The sequence below is a fragment of the uncultured Nitrospira sp. genome, assembly GCA_902500695.1.
In the GTDB taxonomy this organism is placed as follows: Bacteria; Nitrospirota; Nitrospiria; order Nitrospirales; family UBA8639; genus Nitrospira_E.
Genome location: CABVRQ010000013.1, coordinates 35,730 through 60,050, shown reverse-complemented (window position 1 = coordinate 60,050; position 24,321 = coordinate 35,730). Strand labels below are relative to the sequence as shown.

General features: G+C 48.0%; 24 protein-coding genes and 1 tRNA gene. 23 read left to right on the top strand and 2 right to left on the bottom strand.

Features of this window, described 5'->3' with window-relative positions:
* Nucleotides 1-11: 11 nt before the first annotated feature.
* From mnmE to AAH187_RS05275, 14 genes are all read left to right on the top strand, one after another.
* Nucleotides 12-1,466, top strand: a complete 1,455-nt coding sequence (gene mnmE / locus AAH187_RS05340; protein WP_342347402.1) for a tRNA uridine-5-carboxymethylaminomethyl(34) synthesis GTPase MnmE — start codon at nucleotides 12-14, stop codon at nucleotides 1,464-1,466.
* A 45-nt stretch (nucleotides 1,467-1,511) separates the two neighbouring features.
* Nucleotides 1,512-3,374, top strand: coding sequence for a tRNA uridine-5-carboxymethylaminomethyl(34) synthesis enzyme MnmG (gene mnmG / locus AAH187_RS05335; RefSeq protein WP_342347401.1), 1,863 nt, complete (start codon nucleotides 1,512-1,514; stop codon nucleotides 3,372-3,374).
* 110 nt (nucleotides 3,375-3,484) lie between these two features.
* Complete coding sequence (gene rsmG, locus AAH187_RS05330; RefSeq protein WP_342347400.1) at nucleotides 3,485-4,153, top strand: 16S rRNA (guanine(527)-N(7))-methyltransferase RsmG; 669 nt, start codon at nucleotides 3,485-3,487, stop codon at nucleotides 4,151-4,153.
* Nucleotides 4,154-4,210: 57 nt separating this feature from the next.
* A complete protein-coding gene (locus AAH187_RS05325) occupies nucleotides 4,211-4,978 on the top strand; it encodes an AAA family ATPase (protein WP_342347399.1) in 768 nt (255 codons plus the stop codon).
* On the top strand, nucleotides 4,956-5,813 hold the full coding sequence (locus AAH187_RS05320) for a ParB/RepB/Spo0J family partition protein (protein WP_342347398.1): 858 nt from the start codon (nucleotides 4,956-4,958) through the stop codon (nucleotides 5,811-5,813). Before AAH187_RS05325 ends, AAH187_RS05320 begins: the two co-directional genes overlap by 23 nt.
* 156 nt (nucleotides 5,814-5,969) lie before the next feature.
* Nucleotides 5,970-6,470: a polymer-forming cytoskeletal protein gene (locus tag AAH187_RS05315; protein ID WP_342347397.1), complete on the top strand. Its 501-nt coding sequence runs from the start codon at nucleotides 5,970-5,972 to the stop codon at nucleotides 6,468-6,470.
* A gap of 101 nt (nucleotides 6,471-6,571) precedes the next feature.
* Nucleotides 6,572-7,048, top strand: coding sequence for a polymer-forming cytoskeletal protein (locus AAH187_RS05310; RefSeq protein ID WP_342347396.1), 477 nt, complete (start codon nucleotides 6,572-6,574; stop codon nucleotides 7,046-7,048).
* Nucleotides 7,048-8,202 (top strand): tRNA 2-thiouridine(34) synthase MnmA, encoded by a 1,155-nt coding sequence (gene mnmA / locus AAH187_RS05305; protein WP_342347395.1) that lies wholly within the window; start codon nucleotides 7,048-7,050, stop codon nucleotides 8,200-8,202. The genes AAH187_RS05310 and mnmA overlap by 1 nt, the downstream gene beginning before the upstream one ends.
* Before the next feature lie 126 nt (nucleotides 8,203-8,328).
* The gene (gene atpH, locus AAH187_RS05300) at nucleotides 8,329-8,868 is read left to right on the top strand and encodes an ATP synthase F1 subunit delta (RefSeq protein ID WP_342347394.1); all 540 of its coding nucleotides are present in this window, start codon (nucleotides 8,329-8,331) and stop codon (nucleotides 8,866-8,868) included.
* Nucleotides 8,869-8,871: 3 nt separating this feature from the next.
* On the top strand, nucleotides 8,872-10,392 hold the full coding sequence (gene atpA, locus AAH187_RS05295) for a F0F1 ATP synthase subunit alpha (protein WP_342347393.1): 1,521 nt from the start codon (nucleotides 8,872-8,874) through the stop codon (nucleotides 10,390-10,392).
* Between the two features lie 191 nt (nucleotides 10,393-10,583).
* Nucleotides 10,584-12,038 carry a F0F1 ATP synthase subunit beta gene (atpD, locus tag AAH187_RS05290; RefSeq protein WP_342347392.1) on the top strand — a complete coding sequence of 485 codons (1,455 nt, stop codon included), beginning with the start codon at nucleotides 10,584-10,586 and terminating at the stop codon, nucleotides 12,036-12,038.
* A complete protein-coding gene (locus tag AAH187_RS05285) occupies nucleotides 12,038-12,490 on the top strand; it encodes a F0F1 ATP synthase subunit epsilon (RefSeq protein WP_342347391.1) in 453 nt (150 codons plus the stop codon). Before atpD ends, AAH187_RS05285 begins: the two co-directional genes overlap by 1 nt.
* A 33-nt stretch (nucleotides 12,491-12,523) precedes the next feature.
* Entirely contained in the window at nucleotides 12,524-13,495 is a 972-nt protein-coding gene (locus tag AAH187_RS05280; protein ID WP_342347415.1) for an RluA family pseudouridine synthase, read from the top strand.
* A gap of 34 nt (nucleotides 13,496-13,529) precedes the next feature.
* The gene (locus tag AAH187_RS05275) at nucleotides 13,530-13,970 is read left to right on the top strand and encodes a hypothetical protein (RefSeq protein ID WP_342347390.1); all 441 of its coding nucleotides are present in this window, start codon (nucleotides 13,530-13,532) and stop codon (nucleotides 13,968-13,970) included.
* A 306-nt stretch (nucleotides 13,971-14,276) separates the two neighbouring features.
* Here AAH187_RS05275 and AAH187_RS05270 read toward each other — a convergent pair whose 3' ends face one another.
* The gene (locus AAH187_RS05270; RefSeq protein ID WP_342347389.1) at nucleotides 14,277-14,588 is read right to left on the bottom strand and encodes a hypothetical protein; all 312 of its coding nucleotides are present in this window, start codon (nucleotides 14,586-14,588) and stop codon (nucleotides 14,277-14,279) included.
* Between the two features lie 233 nt (nucleotides 14,589-14,821).
* Between AAH187_RS05270 and AAH187_RS05265 the strand changes: the two genes are divergently transcribed.
* The 6 genes from AAH187_RS05265 (at nucleotide 14,822) to AAH187_RS05240 (ending at nucleotide 20,533) form a co-directional block, all read left to right on the top strand.
* Nucleotides 14,822-14,898, top strand: a tRNA-Arg gene (locus AAH187_RS05265).
* A 338-nt stretch (nucleotides 14,899-15,236) separates the two neighbouring features.
* Nucleotides 15,237-16,955 (top strand): glycosyltransferase family 39 protein, encoded by a 1,719-nt coding sequence (locus tag AAH187_RS05260; RefSeq protein ID WP_342347388.1) that lies wholly within the window; start codon nucleotides 15,237-15,239, stop codon nucleotides 16,953-16,955.
* 164 nt (nucleotides 16,956-17,119) lie between these two features.
* Nucleotides 17,120-17,911 (top strand): dienelactone hydrolase family protein, encoded by a 792-nt coding sequence (locus AAH187_RS05255; protein ID WP_342347387.1) that lies wholly within the window; start codon nucleotides 17,120-17,122, stop codon nucleotides 17,909-17,911.
* Between the two features lie 164 nt (nucleotides 17,912-18,075).
* On the top strand, nucleotides 18,076-19,944 hold the full coding sequence (locus tag AAH187_RS05250) for a carbamoyltransferase (protein WP_342347386.1): 1,869 nt from the start codon (nucleotides 18,076-18,078) through the stop codon (nucleotides 19,942-19,944).
* A gap of 18 nt (nucleotides 19,945-19,962) precedes the next feature.
* Nucleotides 19,963-20,367 carry an SxtJ family membrane protein gene (locus AAH187_RS05245; protein WP_342347385.1) on the top strand — a complete coding sequence of 135 codons (405 nt, stop codon included), beginning with the start codon at nucleotides 19,963-19,965 and terminating at the stop codon, nucleotides 20,365-20,367.
* A 13-nt stretch (nucleotides 20,368-20,380) separates the two neighbouring features.
* Nucleotides 20,381-20,533, top strand: coding sequence for a DUF5989 family protein (locus AAH187_RS05240; protein WP_312645580.1), 153 nt, complete (start codon nucleotides 20,381-20,383; stop codon nucleotides 20,531-20,533).
* Between the two features lie 147 nt (nucleotides 20,534-20,680).
* Here AAH187_RS05240 and AAH187_RS05235 read toward each other — a convergent pair whose 3' ends face one another.
* A complete protein-coding gene (locus AAH187_RS05235) occupies nucleotides 20,681-20,989 on the bottom strand; it encodes a hypothetical protein (protein ID WP_342347384.1) in 309 nt (102 codons plus the stop codon).
* Nucleotides 20,990-21,713: 724 nt separating this feature from the next.
* Between AAH187_RS05235 and AAH187_RS05230 the strand changes: the two genes are divergently transcribed.
* The 3 genes from AAH187_RS05230 to AAH187_RS05220 all read left to right on the top strand — a co-directional run bounded on the left by AAH187_RS05230 (nucleotide 21,714) and on the right by AAH187_RS05220 (nucleotide 24,211).
* Nucleotides 21,714-22,037, top strand: coding sequence for a hypothetical protein (locus AAH187_RS05230; protein ID WP_342347383.1), 324 nt, complete (start codon nucleotides 21,714-21,716; stop codon nucleotides 22,035-22,037).
* A gap of 208 nt (nucleotides 22,038-22,245) precedes the next feature.
* Entirely contained in the window at nucleotides 22,246-23,220 is a 975-nt protein-coding gene (locus AAH187_RS05225; RefSeq protein WP_342347382.1) for a MoxR family ATPase, read from the top strand.
* Entirely contained in the window at nucleotides 23,204-24,211 is a 1,008-nt protein-coding gene (locus tag AAH187_RS05220; RefSeq protein ID WP_342347381.1) for a DUF58 domain-containing protein, read from the top strand. Before AAH187_RS05225 ends, AAH187_RS05220 begins: the two co-directional genes overlap by 17 nt.
* The last annotated feature ends 110 nt before the right edge of the window (nucleotides 24,212-24,321 follow it).

The window sequence follows — 24,321 nt, the reverse complement described above, 5'->3', positions numbered from 1 at the left end:
CTGTCTAAGCTATGGGCTCTTTAGACGACACCATCTGTGCCGTGGCTACCCCTATGGGCGAAGGGGGTGTGGGAATCGTTCGGGTTAGTGGAGTTCATGCCCTTTCCGTCGCCGCAAGTATTCTTCGATTACGCTCGGGTAAACCTCTTGAACAGGTCAGGCCTTATCAGTTGTCTTTGGGCCAATTTATTTGGAACCCTATTCAATCTGACAAAAATGCGGGAAGTGCGATTCCCTCAGTATTGGATGAGGTGCTGGTTGTGACCATGCGAGCCCCCCGGTCCTATACAGGAGAAGATGTTGTAGAAGTTCATGCACATGGAGGACCGGTCATTGTGAATGCCATTTGCGAAGCCTTAACGCAGACTGGTGCCAGATTGGCAGAACCTGGTGAGTTTACCAAGCGGAGCTTTTTGAATGGGCGGTTGGATTTAACCCAAGCAGAGGGAGTCTTAGATACCATACGAGCAAATTCCCTTCAGAGTTTGAAGATGGCTCAGGAACACCTTCAGGGAAGGTTATCTCTGCTCATACAACGGCAACGGGACCGTCTCGTGAAACTCGTTGCCCACTTGGAAGCCGGAATGGATTTTGTGGATGATGATATCCAGTTTATTGACCAGAGCGAATTGAAACAGGATACACAGGAAATCTTGAAAGAAATAATGCAGCTGTTGGAGTCCGCCGAAGAAGGCCGAATGATACGTGAAGGTATTCGCACCGTCATTGTAGGACGCCCCAATGTGGGAAAGTCCAGTTTGTTAAATGGCATACTGGGCACCAATCGAGCTATTGTGTCTCATATTCCCGGGACCACACGTGATGTTCTTGAAGAGGCCATCATGGTTGAAGGAGTGATGATCCGACTCTTCGATACGGCCGGATTACGAGAAACGACAGATGAATTAGAGAATGAGGGAATGAATCGAGCCAATCAGGCCATTGAAGACGCAGATGTGTTGATTGTGTCATTTGATAGAAGTTCATCACCTAATGATAAAGACTTAAGTTTTATTGAAAAATATATCAAAAAGCCCTGCGTCATGGTTCTCAATAAAATTGACTTGCCGGCAAAATTTTCCCTGAAGGAACTTCAGAGTATTGTCAACCAAAATAGAATAAGCTCTGAGGATGGTTTTGCGGGAGAAAAAAAATATGTTGAGGTATCTGCATTAACCGGTGAAGGACTCGATAGTTTAAAAAACGCCATTAAATCATTGGCTGTGGGTCGCCAATTTGAAGCCCATGATTCGGTGCTCATATCAAGACTGCGACATAAGACGCTTCTTCACAATGCCGGAGTGGCCTTGAAAAACGCTATTTTAGCTATAGATGATGGGCTTTCTGCAGAGTGTGTCGCATTAGAATTACGGATTGCGCTTAATTCCCTTGGGGAAATTGTCGGCGCGATCACCAATGAAGATATTTTGGACCAAATTTTTCGAGAGTTTTGCATTGGGAAGTAAAAGTCATTCCTCCCAATTTTTCCTAAAATTACAGAATACTAACTCATGAGTATGAAATGTGACATTGTCGTCGTCGGAGGTGGTCATGCAGGGTGTGAGGCTGCCCTTGCAGCCGCCAGGATGGGGTGTAGGGTGGTGATGTTGACTATCGATTTGAAAAAAATCGCCACAATGCCATGCAATCCTGCTGTTGGAGGGATCGGGAAGGGCCATCTCGTTAAAGAAATCGATGCCCTCGGAGGAGAAATGGGATGGAACACCGATCAGTCCGGCATTCAATTCCGTGTGCTCAATATGCGGAAAGGCCCGGCCGTCCGCGCCACACGAGTCCAATGTGACAAGCAAATTTACGCCAATCGAATGCAGGATACAGTAAGCGGGCAGGATAATTTGTCAATTATACAGGGCACAGTTGATCGGATTCTTACACAGGGCGGGGCCGTCAATGGTGTCATGACCAATAGCGGAGAAACCATTCTCACTAAAGCGGTTGTGCTGACTTCCGGGACCTTTCTGAAGGGTCTTTTGCATATTGGGTTGAATCATCTTCCTGGTGGAAGGGCTGGTGAGCCTTCTGCGGAGAATCTTTCGGATTGCATGAGGGACTTTGGTTTTGAAATCGGACGGCTAAAAACAGGAACCCCTCCGAGGATTGATCGAGATTCAATTGATTTCAACGTCATGATTCCGCAGCCTGGCGATTCGGTCCCTCGACCATTTTCAATTCGATCCACGACCCTTCCCAACCCGCAAATTCACTGCCACATTACCTATACGAATGATGAAACACATCGAATTATAAGGGAAAATCTTGATCGGTCTCCTATGTATTGCGGAATCATTGAATCAACCGGTCCACGATATTGTCCATCTATTGAGGATAAAGTCGTCAGATTTGCTGATAAAAATAGACATCAAATTTTCATGGAACCTGAAACGCTTGAGTCACGCTCATTTTATCCAAACGGGATCTCTACCAGCCTGCCGGTAGACGTCCAGCAGGCATTTGTCCGGACCATACCAGGTCTTGAACAGGCGATTTTTCTCAGGCCTGGCTATGCGATTGAATATGATTACTTTCCGCCACGACAACTTCATGAAACCTTGGAAACGAAACTCGTGAAGGGGCTCTTTCATGCCGGGCAAATAAATGGGACTTCCGGCTATGAAGAAGCCGCCGCACAAGGAATTATGGCAGGGATTAATGCTGCCCTTCAGGTGAAGAATGCCAGCCCACTAATTTTAGATAGGTCTCAGGCATATATTGGCGTATTAATTGATGATTTAATCACAAAAGATGCACGTGAGCCTTATCGAATGTTCACGTCTAGAGCTGAATACCGGTTGCTCCTTAGAGAGGATAATGCTGATTTCCGTTTAATGGAGGAAGGATATCGTATCGGGCTAGTCTCTCAGGCCATATTTGACACCTTTCAACAAAAAAAGGAAAGGATTGAACGTGAGATACGAAGACTTCACGCCACTCCTCCCAAGTCATCTGGCTTGGATCTTGATGGCATCATTCCAATTGAAGGTTTTGCACCAAATTCGTCACTTGCACAACTGCTGCGACGGCCTGAGGTTTCGTATCACAACTTGGCTCAATTTATAGATGGAGCAACTGAGGACGATCCTGACGTCGTCGAAGCAGTTGAAATAACCATAAAGTACGAAGGGTATATCAAACGACAGGAACAGCTTATAGGGCAATTTAAAAAACTTGAGCATCGTCATGTTCCGGACAATTTTAACTATGATGGTATCAAAGGGTTTTCAAATGAAGTTGTTGAAAAACTAAAGAAAGTTCGCCCTTCATCCATAGGACAGGCCTCACGAATATCAGGAATGACTCCTGCCGCCATTTCACTTCTCCTTGTTGCCGTGGAAAAACATAAAAAGGCCAGCTAGTTCTTTAATTTATTCGTCAGCATAAACCAAAATCTGGCTTTGTTTTTTCGCCTGCCCCTTATTCATTAAGCCAAAAATAAATCTCTCAATTTATAATTCATATAGTTAGGATGTTCCACGTGGAACAAAGCGATCAATCATTTAATTTCTTAGAACATTTCAAGTACGGGGCTCAGAAGCTTGGGCTTTCCTTCTCGGATGAGGTACTTGGGAGATTTGGTCTGTATTATGATGAATTGTGTCGTTGGGACCGGTCGATTAATCTGACCGGTCTTCGTACGGACATGGACCGGACCGTTTTGCTGTTTGTCGATTCCTTGGCTGGACATTTGGCGCTGGGAAACAAACTTGATGCAAGGATTGTTGATATTGGGACAGGTGGCGGTTTTCCAGGTATCCCACTCAAGCTGTCTTTGCCTGCTCTTGACGTTATGTTAATGGAACCCAGATCAAACAAGACGGCCTTCCTCCATAATGTTATTGGAAAACTTGAGTTGCCAAAAACATCGGTTCTCCAAGTTCGGTTGGAAGACTTTGATTCTACGGTGTTGGATGATGAAAAATGTGATTTCGCCCTTTGTAAAGGTGTCAACGTAGACCACATCTTGCCGAATATGGATCGTATTTTAAAAAAAAATGGGAAACTAGTTGTGTTTCGCTCGAAAAATATTGACAATCATTCTCGGCTCAATGGCATGGAAGTGTTTGTGGAATTATCCTATGAATTACCTTTTGGGTATGGAAATCGTGTCTTGTCGGTTTTGAAATATGCGCCTTGAGCGGGCAATTGCCATGTTCCACGTGGAACTATTTTTAAGAATTTTTATGGGATTATCTTGAAACAGACCATTGCCATTGCTAATCAGAAGGGTGGGGTCGGAAAGACCACCACGTCTATCAACCTTTGCGCGGCTTTGGCCATATCTGGGAAATCTGTCTTATTGATTGATTTGGACCCACAGGCCAATGCGACAAGCGGGTTGTCTATTGAGCCTAAAGGCGCGACTATTTATGAATGTTTAATGGATAGACGTTTGGTGGAAGAAGTAATATTACCTACTGATATAAGCGGGTTGAGTGTCGTGGCCTCAAAGGGCGATTTGGTCGGGGCAGAAATAGAACTGTCAAATCTCCCTGATCGGCAAACTATTCTAAAAAGTGTGTTGGACGGGATTGTGGATTATGATTTTATCATCATAGATTGCCCGCCCGCCTTCGGACTCTTGACTATTAATGCTCTTGTCGCAGCATCTGGCCTGATTATTCCAGTGCAGTGTGAGTATTATGCAATGGAGGGATTGGGTCGTTTATTGGGAAATGTCGAAAGGATTCGTGAGTCATTTAATCCTGAATTAGCCATTCAAGGCATTGTGTTGACGATGTATGATTCAAGAATTAATCTTTCGAGGCAGGTGCAAGAGGAAATTCGAGGATTTTTTGCAGATAAGGTCTTTCAGACTGTTATCCCAAGAAATGTGGCGTTAGCTGAAGCGCCCAGTCATGGGAAGGCGGTTCTGTCCTATAATGCGGCGTCTAGTGGAGCAAAGGCATATCTTGACCTCGCCAAGGAGATTTTGAGGAATGGAAAAGAAAGCGTTAGGTAAAGGGCTTCAGGCTCTGCTGCCGGAAAAAAAGACTCTTGTCTGGAAAGTGGAGCAGGATAGTCAGGCTGTCTCCATGATTCCACTGGACCAAATTCTCCCGAACCGTTATCAGCCAAGAACCACATTCCTGGAGACGGAATTAGATGAGTTAGCGCATTCAGTCAAGGAGCATGGCGTTCTGCAGCCGATTGTCGTCCGAAGAAAAGGCGATGGCATGTTTGAGCTGATTGCCGGGGAGCGCCGGTTTCGAGCGGCAAAAATTGCCGGGCTGCAGACCATTCCTGTCCTGGTGAGGAATTCCAATGACGAAAAAGCTTTAGCGATCGCGTTGGTAGAAAATATCCAGCGTGAGAATCTCAATCCTATGGAGGAAGCCAAGGCCTATTCCAGATTGATGGGGGAATTTGGCTTAACTCAGGATCTGGTTTCACGCTCGGTAGGTAAGGAGCGATCCTCCATCGCTAATATTTTAAGACTACTCACGCTGCCAAAGGATGTCCAGGAATATATAGAGGCCGGGGCCATCAGCTTAGGGCATGCGAAGGTATTAGCGGGGCAGCCAACTCCAGCAGCACAACTTCAGCTTGCACGCAAAATTGTTTCCGAGCAACTCTCTGTTCGCCAAATTGAGCAGATGATTGCCGTGCACAAAAAAGGTAAAGCCGCCAAATCAAAGAAAGAGGAACCCAATAGATTTCGTAACCTGGAGGAGCAATTTCGAAAACGATTGGGTACCAAAGTCCAGGTGAAGGCGGGAGCCAGGGGAGGGCAGGTCATTATCCACTATTTTTCTGATGATGAGTTGGATCGGATTGCTTCACTGGTTATGGAATAGAATTTGAATAATCCAACGGATGGCTGATGTACGCATGGCATCTCCTTTAAGATGTGAAAGGATCATGATGATGGCAAATAGTCGAGCTAATATTACTGGGTTTCGTGTCAGGCACGAAGGAATTGGAGCACACAGTTATCGAGGAGGGAGGGGCTCATGTTTTTCAAAAAAAGCGAAGAAAACAGTCAGGATACGGCAGAAATGAGTCAAGGTCAGGAGAAGGAATCAGCTGTGGTGGACAGCCCTGTGACTTCAGACAGCCAGCAGGAATCAGGTGATATCATCGCCTTTGTTGGTGAAGAGGTAACCTTTAAGGGAACGATTCGGTATCAGGGCACGGTCCGAGTGGATGGCCGCCTGGAGGGTGAAATATATACCGATGGAAATTTAATTATTGGTCAAAAAGCGGTCATTGCTGCCAAGATTCATGCTGGAACCATCATGTGTCAGGGCCAATTGACGGGGGATGTTGAGGCCAAACATCGCGTCAAATTGTTATCCCCAGCTGTCTTTGTAGGGACAATAACCGCCCCTCTTCTGTCGATGGATGAGGGGGTTTTGTTTAATGGCACCTGCAATATGCCCCAAAAAATAGAGAGAAAAGGCAAAGAGACCAAGCTTGTGATTTCAGTGGAAGAAGCGGTGAAGGTGAAATAACGCAATCTTCTGGAAAAAAATAGGCGGCTGGTTCCAAATTGGACATGGAGATCCTAGCGTGCGACCTGAGGGCTCTTTACGGATGAGAGGAGGAATGATGTATGTGGGGTGAAAAAGACAAGAAAAAGGAGTTAGGATTTGGGCAGGAATTTTATACATTTTTGGGTAAAGGTGTTGATTTTAAAGGCAAAGCCCAATTTGAGGGCACAGTTCGGGTGGATGGAAACTTTGAAGGTGAAATTACGATTGATGATACCCTCATTATTGGTGAAAGTGCCGTGATTAAAGGGACCATCACAGGTGGGACCATTGTGAACAGTGGACGGATTGAGGGTATCATTACCGCAAAATCAAAAATTCAACTCCTGAAACCCGCGGTTCTCATTGGTGATGTTCACACTCCCGTTTTTGCCATGGAAGAAGGCGTGTATTTCCAAGGGGAATGCGATATGGGTTCCGCTCCCAAATTAGAAGCGCCTATTGACAATAAAATCCTCTCCAATGGTCAGAGCAAGACGATTCCCAAGGTTGAGCAAAAATTAGAAAAAAAATTAGAAACAGAGCCGTTGGGTCGCTAATGCCTTTCTCTGGTTCCAAAAGGGTTGTCTTAGGAATGAGCGGAGGTGTGGATAGCTCCGTGGCTGCCAAGCTATTGAAGCAGCAGGGGTACGAAGTTATAGGGGTTACATTGAAGGTCTGGGAGGAAGAAGATGAGTCCTCTGTTTCCAAGCGTTGGCAGGAGCGTGGATGTTGTAAAGTGGGAATGGCCAGGCATGTCGCAGAATTATTGGGGATCTCTCACCAGGTCATTGATACCAGAGAACGCTTTCAAAAGGGAGTGATTGACGACTTTATTGGGGGATATCTACAGGGAACCACCCCCAATCCATGCGTTCGGTGCAATGAACGAGTGAAATTTGGAGGCCTCTTCCAGGTGGCCAATGATCTTGGAGCTGACTATATTGCGACCGGCCACTATGCCAATATCAGGCACGATAAAGGAGGGACCCCCTTCCTAGTTCGTGGTCAGGATTCCAAAAAAGACCAATCTTATTTTCTCTATCGTATACCACCCAGTTGGCTCTCAAAAATGATGTTTCCTCTAGGGGAAATGCAAAAACCTGCTGTCTGGAGGGAAGCGGAGGCCATGGGCCTGCCGGTGGACGAACTCAAAGAAAGCCAGGAAATTTGTTTTGTGACGCAAGGTGATTACCGACAATTCCTCAAGCAACATGCACCTCAGTCTTCAATTCCTGGTACGTTTGTGGATGTGAAGGGCAATGAGTTAGGGCAGCATCAGGGCGTTGCGTTTTATACGCCAGGGCAACGAAAAGGATTGGGTATTTCCGGAGGAAGCCGGTTGTATGTGCAGCGCGTGGTTCCTGAAATGAATATGGTGGTTTTGGGTCCTGCCGAGGATTTGGATAGCAGAGAATGTCTGGTTTCAGATTTGAATATTTTCTCCCCCGAGACATTGAGAAATGCTCCAAAAATTGATGTGAAATTTCGTTATAGTTCTCCTCCAGTTCCAGCTACTCACCGATGGTCAGGCTCCACTTCGATGACAATAATGTTTGATGCGCCTGTTCGGGCTTTAAGCCCTGGCCAGTCAGCCGTATTTTATCTTGGTGATCGTGTATTGGGAGGCGGAATCATTCAAGGGCAAACCCCCAAGAAAAGCATTCCAATGTACGAGGAACCCACCTCCGCTGAACCACTCCAACGTTTATAGGGAATCAAAGAAAAAATCCCTTTACATCCGCTCTTTCCGGTTGACAGGCTTTATCACTCATGCTACTTTCATCCGCTTAACGCACGCCAAATTCCGTTCAAATGGTTCCTGGACTCTCTATAAACTGTGAATAAAAGCACCATTGGGCGCCGATATGCATCGGCCCTTTTCCAACTGCTCGATCAATCGGGTATCGAATCAGCACGAAGTGCCTTAAGCGCATTGCAACAAGGCCTTGAGGAAATCCCTGCCTTGAAGCATGTCCTCGCTTCACCAGTTTTTAATTTTGAGGAAAAACAGGCTGTCCTGACTGAATTGAGCCAACGGATGGAGGCCCCTTCAGTCATGCGGGATTTCCTGACTCAACTGTTGAAAAAGAATCGGGCCATGTTGCTGCCTGAAATTTCAGAGGCGTTTGCGGAATTGGCAGATCAACAACAGGGTGTTCAGCAAGTCTGGGTGGTTTCGGCCACACCGTTACCATCGGCCGAAAAAGAACAGATCAAGCAAGATTTGTCTCAAACGCTACACCATGGAGTCGAAGTGGCCTTTGAGATTGATCCCCATCTTATTGCGGGATTAAGAATAAAAATTGGCAGCCGGGTTTTTGATAATACGGTATTGGGTCGACTCACCGGTATGCACGATCAGTTGACGAAGGGATAATCCATGCAGATCAAAGCAGAAGAAATCAGCTCCATCATTAAGGAAAAAATCAAAGGATTTGAGCAACGGGTTGATGTCAAGGAAATGGGCTACGTCATCCAGGTGGGTGATAATATTGCCAAGGTCTATGGGTTAGAAGGGGCGATGGCTGGTGAGTTATTGGAATTTCCTGGTGGAGTGTACGGGGTGGCTTTAAACCTGGAAGAAGATAGTGTCGGAGTGGTGCTTCTGGGTGAGGATGTGGGGATTCGGGAAGGAGATCCGGTAAAACGCACTGGACGAATTGCCGAGGTCCCGGTTGGGGAAGCACTTGTTGGTCGCGTTGTCGATGCCATTGGGAAGCCTATTGATGGGAAGGGGCCGATCAATACCACGGAAACGCGGCTTATCGAAATTCGGGCGCCTGGTGTGGTGGACCGGCAATCCGTAGGTGAACCGTTACAAACGGGGCTTAAAGCTATTGATGCCATGATTCCGGTCGGTCGAGGTCAACGGGAGCTAATTATTGGAGACCGCCAGACCGGGAAAACTGCCATTGCGGTGGACACCATCATCAATCAAAAAGGCTTGGGTGTGTTTTGTTTTTACGTCGCCATCGGGCAAAAACGATCGACGGTGGCTCGAGTGGTGAAAACCCTGGAAGACCATGGGGCCATGGAATACACCACGGTGGTGTCAGCCACAGCCAGCGATTCAGCGTCCCTGCAATTTTTTGCACCATATGCAGGGGTCACCATGGCCGAATATTTCCGTGACAATGGCAAGCATGCGCTTATCGTCTATGACGATTTATCCAAACATGCGACGGCCTATCGACAGCTCTCCCTTTTGCTCCGTCGGCCTCCTGGACGCGAGGCCTATCCTGGTGACATCTTCTTCTTACATTCGCGCTTGTTAGAACGGGCTGCCAAGATGAGTGATGAAAAAGGTGCCGGGAGTTTAACGGCATTGCCGATTATCGAAACGCAAGCAGGTGATGTCTCTGCCTATATTCCCACGAACGTCATCTCGATTACCGATGGGCAGATTTATTTGGCATCCGACCTGTTTTATTCCGGCATCCGACCGGCGATTAACGTCGGTTTGTCAGTATCCCGCGTGGGTGGTTCGGCCCAGATTAAAACCATGAAACAAGTAGCAGGGACGCTCAGGCTTGATTTGGCTCAATATCGGGAAATGGCCGCCTTTTCCCAATTTGGTAGTGAATTGGACAAAGCGACGCAAGCCCAATTGGCTCGTGGTGTGCGCATGGTGGAGCTGCTGAAACAGGATCAGTATAAACCCCTGCCTGTGGCAGATCAGGTGTTGTCAATTTATTCCGGAGTGAACGGGTTTCTTGATAATGTTCCCGTTAAAAAAATCCGGGAGTTTGAAAAAGACCTGTTAGCTTTTATTAAAGAGAAATACGCCAATATTCGGGAAGAAATTGTGACCAAGAAGAAGATAGATGAGGAATTTGGTGGAAAATTAAAAAATATCATTTCGGAATTTAAAAAGGCCAAAGGCTACGACCAAGCCGCGTAAATTTTTCGCTATGCCGAGTCTTCAAAGCCTTCGACGAAAAATTTCGTCTGTTAAAAACACGCAGAAAATAACAAAGGCCATGAACATGGATATTGTGGGAGGCGCAGAGGCCCTGAAATAAATCGAAGGTTGATCCTGGCCGGGCACGGGGCACGTGTGCCGTTCACCAATCTTTTTCAACCAAGGAGTCTATGGTGGGTACGGATGTCGTAAATGGAAAAGTCATTCAAGTCATGGGACCGGTGGTGGACGTGGAGTTCCCTCCAGGGAAACTCCCCAATATTTTTAACGCTATAACGATCACCAATAATTCAGGAGATCAGAGCGGGCAGCCGGACCAGGTCACATTGGAAGTGGCTCAACACCTTGGAGAAAATCGTGTGAGGGCGGTCGCCATGTCCTCAACGGATGGATTGGTCCGTGGCTTGGAGGTAAAGGATACCGGCGCCGCGATTTCTGTTCCTGTAGGCAGGGAAACGCTGGGACGGGTGGTCAATGTCTTAGGGGATCCCGTTGATGGCTTCGGCGAAGTGAAAACGCAAAAACGGTGGTCTATTCATCGTCCGGCTCCTACATTAGAAGAACAGGAAACCAAAACGGAAATATTAGAAACCGGAATTAAAGTCATCGACCTGTTGGAGCCCTATGCCAAAGGGGGAAAGGTCGGGCTGTTTGGTGGCGCCGGTGTGGGAAAAACCGTCATCATCATGGAACTCATCAATAACATCGCTCTCCACCACGGCGGGTTTTCGGTATTTGCCGGAGTCGGTGAACGGACCCGCGAAGGCAATGACCTCTGGCATGAAATGCAAGAGTCCAAGGTCATTGATCCCAATGATTTCACCAAATCTAAAGCCGCATTAGTCTATGGTCAAATGAATGAACCGCCAGGAGCGCGCCTCCGCGTGGGCCTCACCGGCCTGACCATCGCCGAATATTTCCGTGATGAGGAGCATCAGGACGTTCTGCTTTTTGTCGACAACATCTTCCGATTTACTCAAGCCGGTTCGGAGGTGTCCGCCTTGCTCGGTCGGATGCCATCAGCCGTGGGCTATCAACCGACTTTGGGTACGGAGATGGGAACATTGCAGGAACGGATCACCTCGACCAAGAAGGGATCCATCACTTCGGTTCAAGCAGTTTATGTGCCGGCCGACGACCTGACAGACCCTGCCCCGGCTACGGCGTTTGCCCATTTGGATGCCACTACTGTGCTGTCTCGGCAATTGGCCGAGTTGGGCATCTATCCTGCTGTCGATCCTTTGGATTCCACTTCCAGAATTTTAGATCCCCATATTTTGGGTGAGGAACATTACCAGGTGGTGCAACGGGTGCAAGGCACCTTGCAACGGTATAAAGATCTCCAGGATATTATCGCGATTTTAGGTATGGACGAATTGTCGGAAGACGACAAACAATTAGTGGCGAGGGCCAGAAAGCTCCAACGCTTTCTCTCGCAACCCTTCCATGTGGCTGAAGCTTTTACGGGATCTCCTGGGAAGTACGTCAAACTCGTCGATACGGTTCGAAGTTTCAAAGAGATCGTGGATGGCAAATATGATCACCTGCCTGAGCAGGCCTTCTATATGGTTGGGCCGATTGAAGAGGCCATCGAAAAAGCGGAAAAGCTTGGATATAAACAATAATGGCTGATTCTGCTGCAACAGAGTCCTCAGGGAAGATTCTTTTGGAGGTAGTCACCCCGGAGCACCGCTTGCTCAGTAAGGAAGTCGACTATGTGTCGGCTCCCGGAAGCGAGGGCGATTTCGGGGTGCTTCCTGGCCATTGTCATTTTCTGAGCACCTTGCGGATTGGCGAACTTCAATACCGTGTGGGTGAACAGACCGAATATATGTCTGTACTTTGGGGATTTGCGGAAGTCACGCCGACAAAAGTGACGATTCTGGCAGAAATCGCCGAAAAAGCTGAGGATATTAATGTGGAACGCGCCGAGTCTGCAGTTCGCAAAGCGGAAGAACGTCTGGAGCGAGGTGGTTTGCCATCGGAAGTAGAAGAAGCTCGCGTTAGTTTGGAAAAAGCCCGTCTTCGACAAAAGATTGCCGGCCGCCGCCAACAGGACGGCTCCCGCCTGTTATAGAGTTATTGGCCACCCCGTTCGTTTTTGCCTGCCATGCCGCATGTCGATACGCGGACGGAGTTCATCGTCACCGCAGGCGAATCGCCCAAGCGCCTTGATCATTTTCTTGCCAACCGCGAACCGTATTTTTCCCGGACAGCTCTCCAACGATTAATTGAGGACGGCCATATTACCGTCGGTGGTCAGGTTGTGAAACCCAGCCACAAGGTTAGGCCTGGTGATTGCGTTGTGCTGGTCGTACCACGTCCAGAGCCCGTGGAAATCAATCCTGAACCCATTCCCCTTGTCATCCTGTATGAAGATGAATTTCTGTTGGTTCTCAACAAACCGGCAGGCCTTGTTGTTCATCCGGCCCCAGGCCATTGGACTGGGACCTTAGTTAATGCGCTCCTGCATCACATGCAAAGGGGTGAAGGGCATCTCTCATCTATTGGAGGAAAAGAGCGTCCGGGTTTGGTGCATCGACTGGACAAGGAAACGACAGGAATCTTAGTCGTAGCGAAAAATGATCAGGCTCACAGGGTATTGGCGGGACAATTCAAAGCCCATTCCATCACCCGGGTCTATGAGGCGTTTGTGTGGGGAGGACCAGAAACACGGGAAGGCCGGATTGAGTTGTCGATCGGGCGAGATACCAAAGATCGGAAAACTTTTTCCCCACGCACAACCAATCCCAAGGAGTCGTTGACCAATTACAGAGTGAAAGAACGATTTGGGGTAGCGGCCGCACATGTGGAGTTATTTCCTGGTACAGGCCGCACGCATCAGCTACGAGTTCACCTCAAGGCTATCGGATGTCCGATATTGGGTGACCAAACCTATGGTGGGAAAAAAGTTATGGTAGTAGGAGCGATGGCCATTCCCCGAGTGATGTTACATGCCAAGGTTCTCGGCTTCGTGCATCCTGTTTCTAATAAAATGGTGACATTTGCAGCGGAGTTGCCGGAAGATATGGCTACCGTACTGAATGCCTTGAAGGGCAAGGAAAACCCATTCCTGTCTTGACAAGCCACCAAGCGATTAGAGTAGATTTGAGCATATGAAAAAAGAGGCCAAGCTGGAACCTGGGCAGGTGGTTGACACATTAGGAGAACTGATTGCCGGTCTAGCGGTTTTTGCTGCCAAGGTACCAGCCAAGTCCATGTTGGCATTGTCTGGAGGAATTCGTCCGAGTCCTGAGGCAGTCGATGCCTATGAAACCACGGTCTATCGATTTCGTGACCGGGTTGGAGTGACGTATAAAACTCTCCCGCTATTATTAGTCGAGTCCTTGGAAGCCTTTGAGGCGGGGAAAGTGTTTGACGCCGTTCCTCCCCTTTTGCAATGCGTCGAACAATTGGTGGAATTGCACAATCAAGAAACTATTAAATTCACCCCACAACAACAACAACGTCTTCGGGACTATCATCGCCGTTTAGAAAAACTCGTCCCAGAAGCCACCCAATCCGAAGTCGATCTCCCCACCCCTGAATCGTATTAATCATCACATTGTGGAATGTCGCAGAGAAATTTCCCGTGGGATCAATCGGAACGATATCCCGGTTTTCTTTGGTTCAACTCCACCCTTCCTTCATGCCACAAATTGGTAAACTGATCTCCATCCCCACAAAAAAAGCGAGTCATTTGGTTCGGAATTCTGCAGGGATTACAACAAGCCGAGAAGGGTTAAATTTTTGGCTATCAGGTGAGTTCTAGACGGACTTAAGAGAGAGCAGAGTCAAGCAAGGATTTTTTATTTCCACCGAGGGAGGAGCGTGGATAGCGTCTTTTTTTTTAAAAAGGATAATTAATTCAAGTTTGCAGGAGCAAGCAACTGAAGGTTCGTGCGAAGGATAAGCTGGTTTCCGCCCGAAGAGGGGGGACTAATTACTCGCCAATTTCTTCCTTTATCTCGCAACCCCTCTCCAATTAACGTCAGGTGGTAATGAGCATCCTTATCTAACACCATGTTCAGGCTCAGATTGCAAAGAAATGTCTTAAACCCTAAGTGGTAGGAACGAAAGACCGACAAACTCAATTCTTTGGCAACTTGTTTATTAAATTGTCCTCGCACATGAAACATGATGGTGTCGGGGGCCAGTTGTTCGGTACGTATCATGTGAATCCTGACTTTCAGAAAATTTGGGAAGATTTCTTACTTAGGCCTATTTCAACCCAACAGGAGCTTCCGCGACTATTCCCCAGACGGATGGGCCAAAATGGTCAAATACTACTCATTGATCAAATCACTTTTAGTGGAGAGGAATAAACAAAAACAGCTAGAGGAATCCTGAAGAGATGAGAGCCTGGTTGACGGGGACCTTGGTGGGATGTATAAAGGCAACTTCTCATGCGTCCGTAGCTCAATTGGATAGAGCATCGGCCTTCGGAGCCGAGGGTTGGGGGTTCAAGTCCCTCCGGGCGCACCATTTAGATTTCCTTTGTTGACGTGATAATTTAATACCGCCACTCGTTAGGCCTTACGCGTAAACGTAAATTTTGAAGTTAATCACGTATTAGGAACTGTCAATTTTCCTGTTGTATTATTTCCCTCCTGCTGATGTATGGCAGAACTTCAATGGGGGCAAGCGTAAAAGTATTGTTGCCCATTCACCATACCCAAGTTGATACCGATTGCCCGAATTCTAAGAAATGAGTTGGTCGAATAGCCGTTTGGGTTAACAACCCTGGGATTTATGTTGTAGGGTGTACCCGCTAATTAGTGGGAAATGACCATCATGGGCAGTGAAATATCTCTTTTTTTCTGATGAATACCTCCAGGGGTGCCTTCCTTGAGCGCCCTGCTATCCATATTCCGCTTCTTCTAGTCATTGGTTTTCTGGCGTTTATTTCCAATGCCTCCATTTCTCTGTTTGGAGAAACCGAGGGTTTGTACGCCATTGTCACCCACACCATGATGGCGGCGGATGATTATGTGCATCTTTGGTTACGGGGAGAACCGTATTTTAATAAACCGCCTCTTTTCTTTTGGCTTCAGGCGGGATTCATTCATGGCTTTGGATGGAGTGAGGCGGCGTTACGGTTACCTTCGATTGTTTCCAGTTTGGGAACGATGATCACGACCTATTTCTTAGGGCGCCTCTTGTTTTCAGCCATGGCAGGATTTTGGGGGGCGCTCGTATGCGGGACCTGCTATGCGGGACTGTGGTTTGGTCCCTTGGCCATTATCGATCCCGTGTTAACTTTTTGTATGACGTTGGGGATGTATGCCTGGGCTCGGGCGTATTTTCAGGAATCGTCACAGTGGTGGTATCTAGTAGGCTTTGCGTCGTTGGCGTTGGGCTCGATGGTCAAAACGTTACATGCCTTGGCCCTACCCATTTTGGTGATGGGAGTATTCTTATGGATGCGCCGCGACCGGCGGGTGTTTCGCGAACCGTATTTTGTGGCGGGAGTCGTCTTGAGTGGATTGTTGCTGGGTGGCTATTACCTGTTACTTGGCCAGGAATTCAGACAACATTTTTTCTTTGAAGAAAACCTCAAACGCATGATCACCGTCTCGGGAGATCAACAACATTCTGCGTGGGAGGCCTACTGGGGTAAACGTCCCATTTTTTGGTATGGACTGGTAATCTGGTTCGATGCCTTCCCCTGGTCGGCTTTATTCCCAGTTGGCCTTTTTCTCATCTGGAAACGTCGACCCTGGCTTGAGTCGCCGAAAGAATTGTGGGTCTTTCTCTGGGTCGTGGTGTACTTTGTGTCGTTGAGTTTGACTCCTGAAAAACATGAACGGTATCTCATGCCTCTCCTGCCGGCATTCGGTTTGTTAGTAGGGTATGTGTATCATCGATTGCTATATGAAACGTCAGTATCCGAAGGATGGGGCTTATTGAGGGGCTTGTTAGGATGTTTGGGCATTGTTTTTGTGGTTGCAGTAATTCTCGGACCTATCCTGATTCAAAAGAAATGGCATGTTCCGTTGGACATAATTCCTCTAGCACTTAAACTGGGGTTAGGAATGTTAGGCCTGATGATGATTGGCCTGGCCATCAAGAATTATCTGCGAATGGGTCTGGTGGGCGTGGGGGTGTTGGGCCTGGCCCTTATGGTGACGGTGACAGGATTTATTATTCCTGGTATCCAAGCGGAAGGCTCTCCCAGACTGGCTTTTGACGAAAATCAACGGCGCTTGAATAATCAAACGGATCCCATTTCGGTGTTTCAGTCATGGGATTGGCGTGGAGATGAAGATGAATTTTATTGGGACTATCTCCATGGTCGTTCACGGATTGTGGGAAAGGGTCTCGAAGATTCCTTGGCGCTTGAAGAACTGAAAATGGACGTTCGACAATCAACGCGTTTGGTAATGATGACCAAAGACCAATATCAACGAGTCATTTCAGGTGATCCGAATTTAAATGCCATCGTGTTGTTTGAGTTCTACCGTTCAAAAAAGAACATTGTGCTCATTTCTCTCGATTGGAGAACACGGCTAGCGGATTCTTTGGAAACCCAAAAGCAATGAATTCAAAAAAGATTGCCAACTGCTAAATTTACCGTAAAATTTAGTATCTAGCCCCTCCTGTAGCATTTCAAGTCAAGGAATGGAAGAAATAGTCTTAGATCGGTATCATGTCAAAGTCTGTTTCCGGTCCCTATTCTTGCCGACCCATTAAAAAAGTAGAAATCATGAACTTTTACCATCAATTAGGTCTATGTCTTCTCGTGATTGTGTGTATATGGTCTTCCCAAGTGGAAGCCAAGGTGCAGATCACCACTATCCCCTATAACCATGGAGAAGTTGTTTTGGAAGGGGTGTTGGCCTGGGATGATGCGATAGAAGGCAAGCGCCCGGGAATTTTGGTTGTTCACGAATGGTGGGGCCTGAATGAATATGCCCGAACTCGTGCGGAACAATTGGCGGCCTTGGGATATGTGGCGGTGGCTGTGGATATGTATGGAAAGGGAAAAGTGACCACTCATCCCGATGAAGCCAGGCAATGGATGCAACAGACCACCGCCAATGTAAAGATATGGCAGGCCAGGGCGAGAGAGGGATTACGGCTTCTTCAGGCTAACCCCCTGGTAGACCAAACCCGTATAGCGGCTATTGGGTATTGTTTTGGTGGGGCGACGGTTATGCAAATGGTGTATGATGCGGCACCGGTCAAAGGAGTCGTCAGTTTCCATGGGTCGCTCCCTCTTCCGTCCGCCTCTCTTTCCATTAAGAATTCAGTCAAAATTTTCATTGCCCATGGAGAGGCCGATCCGTTTCTTACCCAAGACCACATTGCAAAATTTAAGCGTGCGTTAGACCAGGCTGGGTTAGATTGGCACATGGTGATTTTTGGAGGTGCCCAACATGGATTCACCAACCCTTTGGCCAATCAATATGGCATGGAAGGGGTGCAATACCAGGAACAAGCTGATCGACGGTCATGGGGGCACATGAAATTGTTTTTTGATGAACTGTTTCGATAAGTAGAATAAGTAGGATAGGAGGTTTCCTATCGATAAAGTAGAAACAGGGAAAAATCATAGGTAAAGTTCTTCTACATTTTCACCGAAAAATTTAGGGTTCACAGGTTTTCTGCCTGAGCACACCAGCCAATATGGTAAAGGCCAGCCCTTATTCTAAGGAAAATATGACAACGCCAAACGGGAAATTAACTTCAATTCTGGGCGTCTCGGCCTATTATCACGATAGCGCGGCTTGTCTTATACAGAATGGCAAGATTGTGGCGGCTGCTCAAGAAGAACGGTTCACGCGAAAGAAACATGATGCCGGGTTCCCGAGCCATGCGGTGGAGTTTTGTCTGCGTCAAGGCGGGGTTGGCATGCGCGACGTCGATTATCTGGTGTTCTATGACAAACCTTTTGTCAAATTTGAACGTTTGTTGGAAACCTATTTGTCCTATGCCCCGAAGGGACTTGGATCTTTTTTAACCGCCATTCCGGTTTGGATTAAGGAAAAGCTGTTCCTGCGAAACTTACTAGAAAAGGCTTTTCGTCAGGTGGGTAATTTCGAAAAAAAAGAGAAATTGCCTCCTTTGCTCTTTGGGGAACACCATGAATCACATGCGGCTGCCGCTTTTTTCCCTTCCCCTTATGAGGAGGCTGTTGTCCTATGTATGGACGGGGTGGGCGAATGGGCCACCACTTCAGCATGGGTCGGGCGAGGGAACCACTTAACGCCTCTATGGGAAATCCCCTTCCCTCACTCCATCGGGTTGCTGTATTCCGCCTTTACATACTATACCGGATTTAAGGTGAATTCCGGTGAATACAAAGTCATGGGGCTCGCTCCCTATGGGGAGCCCAAGTATGTGAAGACGATTTTGGACAATGTGGTGGATGTGAAGCCGGATGGCACTTTCCGGCTCAATATGGATTATTTTGATTACTGCACCGGTTTACGGATGACCAACAGCAAATTCGACGCCATATTTGGTGGTCCTCCGCGTCAGGCCGAAAGCACCCTCACCCAGCGGGAAATGGATCTAGCCAGGTCTGTACAAGAAGTCACCGAGATGGTCATGCTCCGCCTGACTAATAGTCTTCAACGAGAAACAGGCCTTTCCAATCTTTGTCTTTCAGGGGGGGTGGCCTTGAATTGCGTTGGAAACGGGAGAGTGCTGCGGGAAGGACCGTTCAGTGGGCTGTGGATTCAGCCGGCGGCAGGCGATGCGGGGAGCGCGTTGGGGGCGGCGTTAAATGTCCATTACGGCTATCTGAACCAACCTCGGGAATGCCAGGGCTCTAGTGATGCGATGCGAGGCAGTTATTTAGGCCCACGTTTTTCCAACGAGGAAATAGAATCCAAGCTCCAACAACTTGAGGCAAAATATGAGCGCGTGGAGGATTCGGACCTGTATCGTCGAGTGGCGGAGTATTTAGCTGAGGGCAAGGTCATCGGATGGTTACAGGGGCACATGGAATTCGGTCCTCGGGCTTTAGGAGGACGAAGTATCCTGGGAGACCCTCGTAGCGAGAAAATGCAATCTGTCATGAATTTAAAAATTAAATATCGTGAATCCTTCCGTCCTTTTGCACCATCGGTTTTAAGAGAACGAGTGTCCGAGTATTTTGAGATGGATACTGATAGTCCTTACATGTTGCTGGTGGCCCCGGTTGCTGAAAAGCGACGTCTAGCGGTACAACCGGATCAACAAAAACTTTGGGGAATTGATCTGCTCAATGTTCCCAAATCGGATATTCCAGCAGTGACCCATGTGGATTATTCCGCCAGGGTACAGACGGTGTCACCAGACACCAATCCTCGGTACTATCAATTGTTGCAAGAGTTCGAAAAGCAAACCGGGTGTGCGGTATTGATCAATACTTCATTTAACGTTCGAGGCGAACCGATTGTCTGCACGCCTGAAGATGCCTATCGGTGTTTCATGCGGACTGAAATGGACGTACTTGTGCTGGAAAATTGTCTCGTCTTGAAGGAACATCAAAAGCCGGTGCCTAAGGATGAAGCGTGGATGAAAGAATTTGAATTGGATTAAGCGTGAAAGAGTAACGACATGACATCAACGATACATCAACCAACAGCCAAGGATCTTCGGTCGTTTGGACTTCTCATGGGGGGAGTTTTTTTGATAGTAGCGGTATGGCCCCTGGTCATTCATGGAGAAAGCCTTCGAGTATGGGCCAGTCTAATCGCCGGGATCTTTGGGGCAATGGGAATGCTTTTTCCAAAGGGTCTTGGGCCCTTGCATCGAGTCTGGATGAAGATCGGAGAAAAATTGGGCTGGATCAATTCCCGAATAATATTAAGTATCCTATTTTTTGGGATGTTCACTCCTATGGCGTTTATCATGGGGTTATTAGGTAAACGACCATTGGAGCTTGGGTATGACCCCAAGGCGACCAGCTATCGGGTGCTCAAAAAGGCCAGAGCCGCAGACCATGTATTGAAACCCTTCTAAGGAGGAACAACAGATGACAGGTTTTCTTGGGGAATTGTGGGACTTTATGCGGGAACGAAAAAAGTTCTGGCTCGCCCCCATCATCATCATGCTTTTATTGCTCGGCGGTCTTATAATTCTGAGTGAGGGTTCAGCCGTTGCCCCCTTCATCTATACCTTGTTCTAAATCGAGGGGGAGGGTTGGAGCTACTAGGAAATCTGATTGAGTGGCAGGCAATAGCTTGCATAGAAAAAAGGAGGGAGTTTTAATCTCCCTCCTTTTCAGTCCCCCTGTTTCTCCCGATAGTTCGGGGACGGTTTGCGGACCTATCCCCTACTTGCTGGAATCACTCTTAGTGTTCATGGACTTTGATCCCCCAGGCGGCACAATATTCGGGCGTTCTTCCTTCCCAGGATTCATCGCATGTGAATCATGAAATCCAGAGGCCTGTTGGAGCGACTCTGTCACGCTGTGTTGAGATTGTCCCGGGTCATTGGCCACCGACTGCCCCGTCACGGGTGATTTGGCATCTCCCATGGGATAACCCGGATGATCTGGCAGCATTCCAGGATTTCCCAGAGCTAATGTACTTCCAAATACGACACTCCCTATTACGTGAATTGCGCATCGTTTACGGTTCATGATCATCCCTCCTTTTTGTTCCACACGATCGGGAATCAGGGGTACAGAACTAGAGCTTAGTCTATTTTTTTATTGGAGACCTCTTTGGTTGTTTTCCAAATTTAGGGTCCCTCCCGTTTTATTGTGGGTATGACCGACTTCGTTGGGAACAGGCAATTAGGCCATTCAGTACTTCACTTGTCTTTGCCATTCCTTCTTTTGGTTTGAGGGTTTAAAAAGGAAGTAATCTTAGACCAATGCTGGACCCCCTTCTTGTCACCTTTTCTGAAGCCAGGAAGGAAGCTGTCCGGATTCACACCCTTGTAGGACTTGATCTCGGCTAAATCTTGCTTAACTTCTCTTGAAGAGGATGAGGAGGATTTCTGGATGGTGTACAATACAGCATAGGTTCACCGCATTGATTGAGAGATAATTAAGTCTAAGCCTTTATGCTAAAACTGGACTATGGCAATGGGCAAGTAGCGCAAAATGGGGCAGAACTGTTGAGTGAGGGAAATAAAAACTAGCCTGGGAAAGTGCCAATATTTCAATAGCTTTTGAAACGTAAACCCCAAAGACTAAAAAAAGACGAAATGAAAGGAATGGCGATCACAAAAAGATCGAATTCATAGAAATAATGAAATTAGAAGAAGAGAATGTTAAACATCACCGTTTCGTGAATGAAAAAAACCTGAGGGTTGTGGGCAGGCACTGTGCGAAAATTATTCTGGGATTATGCTTGTTAATGAGCACTTCGTGGGCGTGGGGTAGTTCCCCATTTTCAATTTTAATTGAGGGATTTGCGCCGTATTTTACTCCTCAACAGGCTTTCGTGACTTCAGGAATTCCCATTGTATGGAAGAATCCCACGGCCACCCCTCATACGATTACGCATGACGGTTGCAGAGAGGGTGGAGTATGTGTATTTGATTCAGGTGCCATTCGCCCTCATGAAACCTTTGAAATTCCAGGTCTTTCCCCAGGACATTATCCCTACCATTGCACACTGCACCCCATTATGCGGGGTATGATCGAAGTTGGCATCCCGCACGCGTCCTCATCCATCTGATTCTCAAAGGATTCATAAAGGGGAAGGGATACGTGGTTTTTGGTAAGAATACCGTTTTCCCGCAATTCCCCTTGACTCTCAAAAATGGTAAATTATTATAAATAAGAGGACTTGAGACTCTGAAGGGTGACGTTGCCCCGGTGCCATCAAATAAGGGGAATCATTAGTAATTTGACTACAGGAACCCACCGGGTTCATATCAAGACACATGTCTGGATCTGAACACGAGCAGCTATCAAGGCTTCGAGCCTTCCTGAATCAACAGGTAATTGGACAAGAGGGCCTCACCCTCAGGCTGTTGATTGCCCTGATGGCTGATGGGCATCTTCTGGTTGAAGGTGCGCCAGGTTTAGCCAAAACCACTGCCATTAAAACGTTGGCCTCTGGGATTGAGGCCGATTTTCACCGGATTCAGTTTACCCCGGATTTACTCCCCGCTGATATTACCGGGACCGATATCTATCGTCCCAACGACGGCTCCTTTCGCTTTCAACCAGGTCCGATTTTTCACAATCTGGTCCTCGCCGATGAAATCAATCGGGCTCCGGCTAAGGTGCAGGCAGCCCTATTAGAGGCCATGGGTGAACATCAAGTGACGATCGGGCGGACCAGTTATCCTTTGCCCGAGTTGTTTTTAGTCATGGCCACACAAAACCCCATTGAGCAGGAAGGCACGTATCCTTTACCCGAAGCCCAATTGGATCGCTTTCTTCTCTATGTCCGGGTGCAATATCCCGATGTGGAAGGAGAGCGAAAGATTGCCGAGCTTGTACGTCGACAGGCGAGGGCGATTCCTGGGGATGAAATGACAACCCCCACGCCGGTTCCTCAAAAGGTGATTCTGGCGGCTCGTCGGCAGATGTGGGATATGTATTTCGCCCCCACACTCGAAGAATATATCGTCCAATTAGTCATGGCCACGCGTGAGCCAGGCCCCTATAGCTCCATGCTGAAGCGGTGGATCCGGTTTGGAGCCAGTCCCCGGGCGACCATCGGAATGGAGCGGTGTGCCAGGGCGCATGCCTGGTTGGAAGGACGTGATTATGTCTCGCCAGAAGATATACAGGCCGTGGCTCATGATGTATTGCGCCACCGTGTCTTACTGACGTTTGAAGCCGAAGCGGAGGGGATCAGGATCGATCAGGTGATCTCAGAAATTTTGAATCATGTGGCCGTTCCGTAAAACGCCCTCACCATCAGAATTCCGGCCGAACCCTCCTCGAGGATTTCAGGGGGTAGAGGTTCGGCTCGCCGATCTCATCAATATGCGTCACCAGACAGGGGTTTTGGGAATCAGGACCCGGAAGCGGGTGCATACCCTTTTGGCTGGCGGAGAGCGTTCTCCATTCAAAGGCAGAGGCATGGATTTTGAAGAGTCTCGCCGGTATCAACCGGGCGATGATGTGCGCCTCATGGATTGGCGGGTCATGGCGAGAACTCATGAACCCTACCTCAAGGTCTTTCGCGAAGAACGGGAGCGACCCGTCTTTTTCGTAGTGGATAATAGAAAGGGAATGCGATTCGGGACCAAAGTAGCATTTAAGTCAGTCATTGCAGCCCATGCTGCGGCATTATTGGGTTGGGCATCGCAAGAGCGGGGAGACAGGATTGGGGCGGTGGTTTTTTCGGATGTGGACCATGTGGAACTCCGACCCAGAGGAGGAAGAACCGGAGTCCTTCAACTCCTCAACCTCCTGGCTCAAGATAGTGCTCACCCGTCAGAGGTGAATGAACGCCAGAATTCCTTGACCTCACCTCTTCAGTTGGCCTTAAATCGAGTCCAGATAACCGCGAAGCCCGGAAGCCTCATTTTTCTTTTGAGTGATTTTCGGGATTGGGACCAGCAGGCGAAACAGACCCTCATCCGGTTGGGCGGGCACCAGGATGTGGTGGTGATTTTCATGTATGACCAATTGGAACAAGAGCCGCCACCTGCCGGCCAATATCCTGTGACGGACGGTATTCGAATGGGAATATTGAATACAGGATCTGCCAAAACAATCCAAGCCTATTCAGCGTGCTTTAGGGAACGGTATGAAGATGTTCGGACGCTGTGCCTGACCCGTGGAATTGGATTCATTTCATTGGGAACCCATGACGATATTCTTTTCCAATTACGGGGTGGGTTACAGGATCTGGGACATCGCCGAAGCGCCCAACACAGCATGGCATAACAACGGGAATGGGCTAACATGCCGACAACAAGTTCTCCCCTACAAGAGCTTCGGGATGTGCATCTGCCAGACCCGATTTCTCTGTGGCCTCCTGCCCCCGGTTGGTGGAT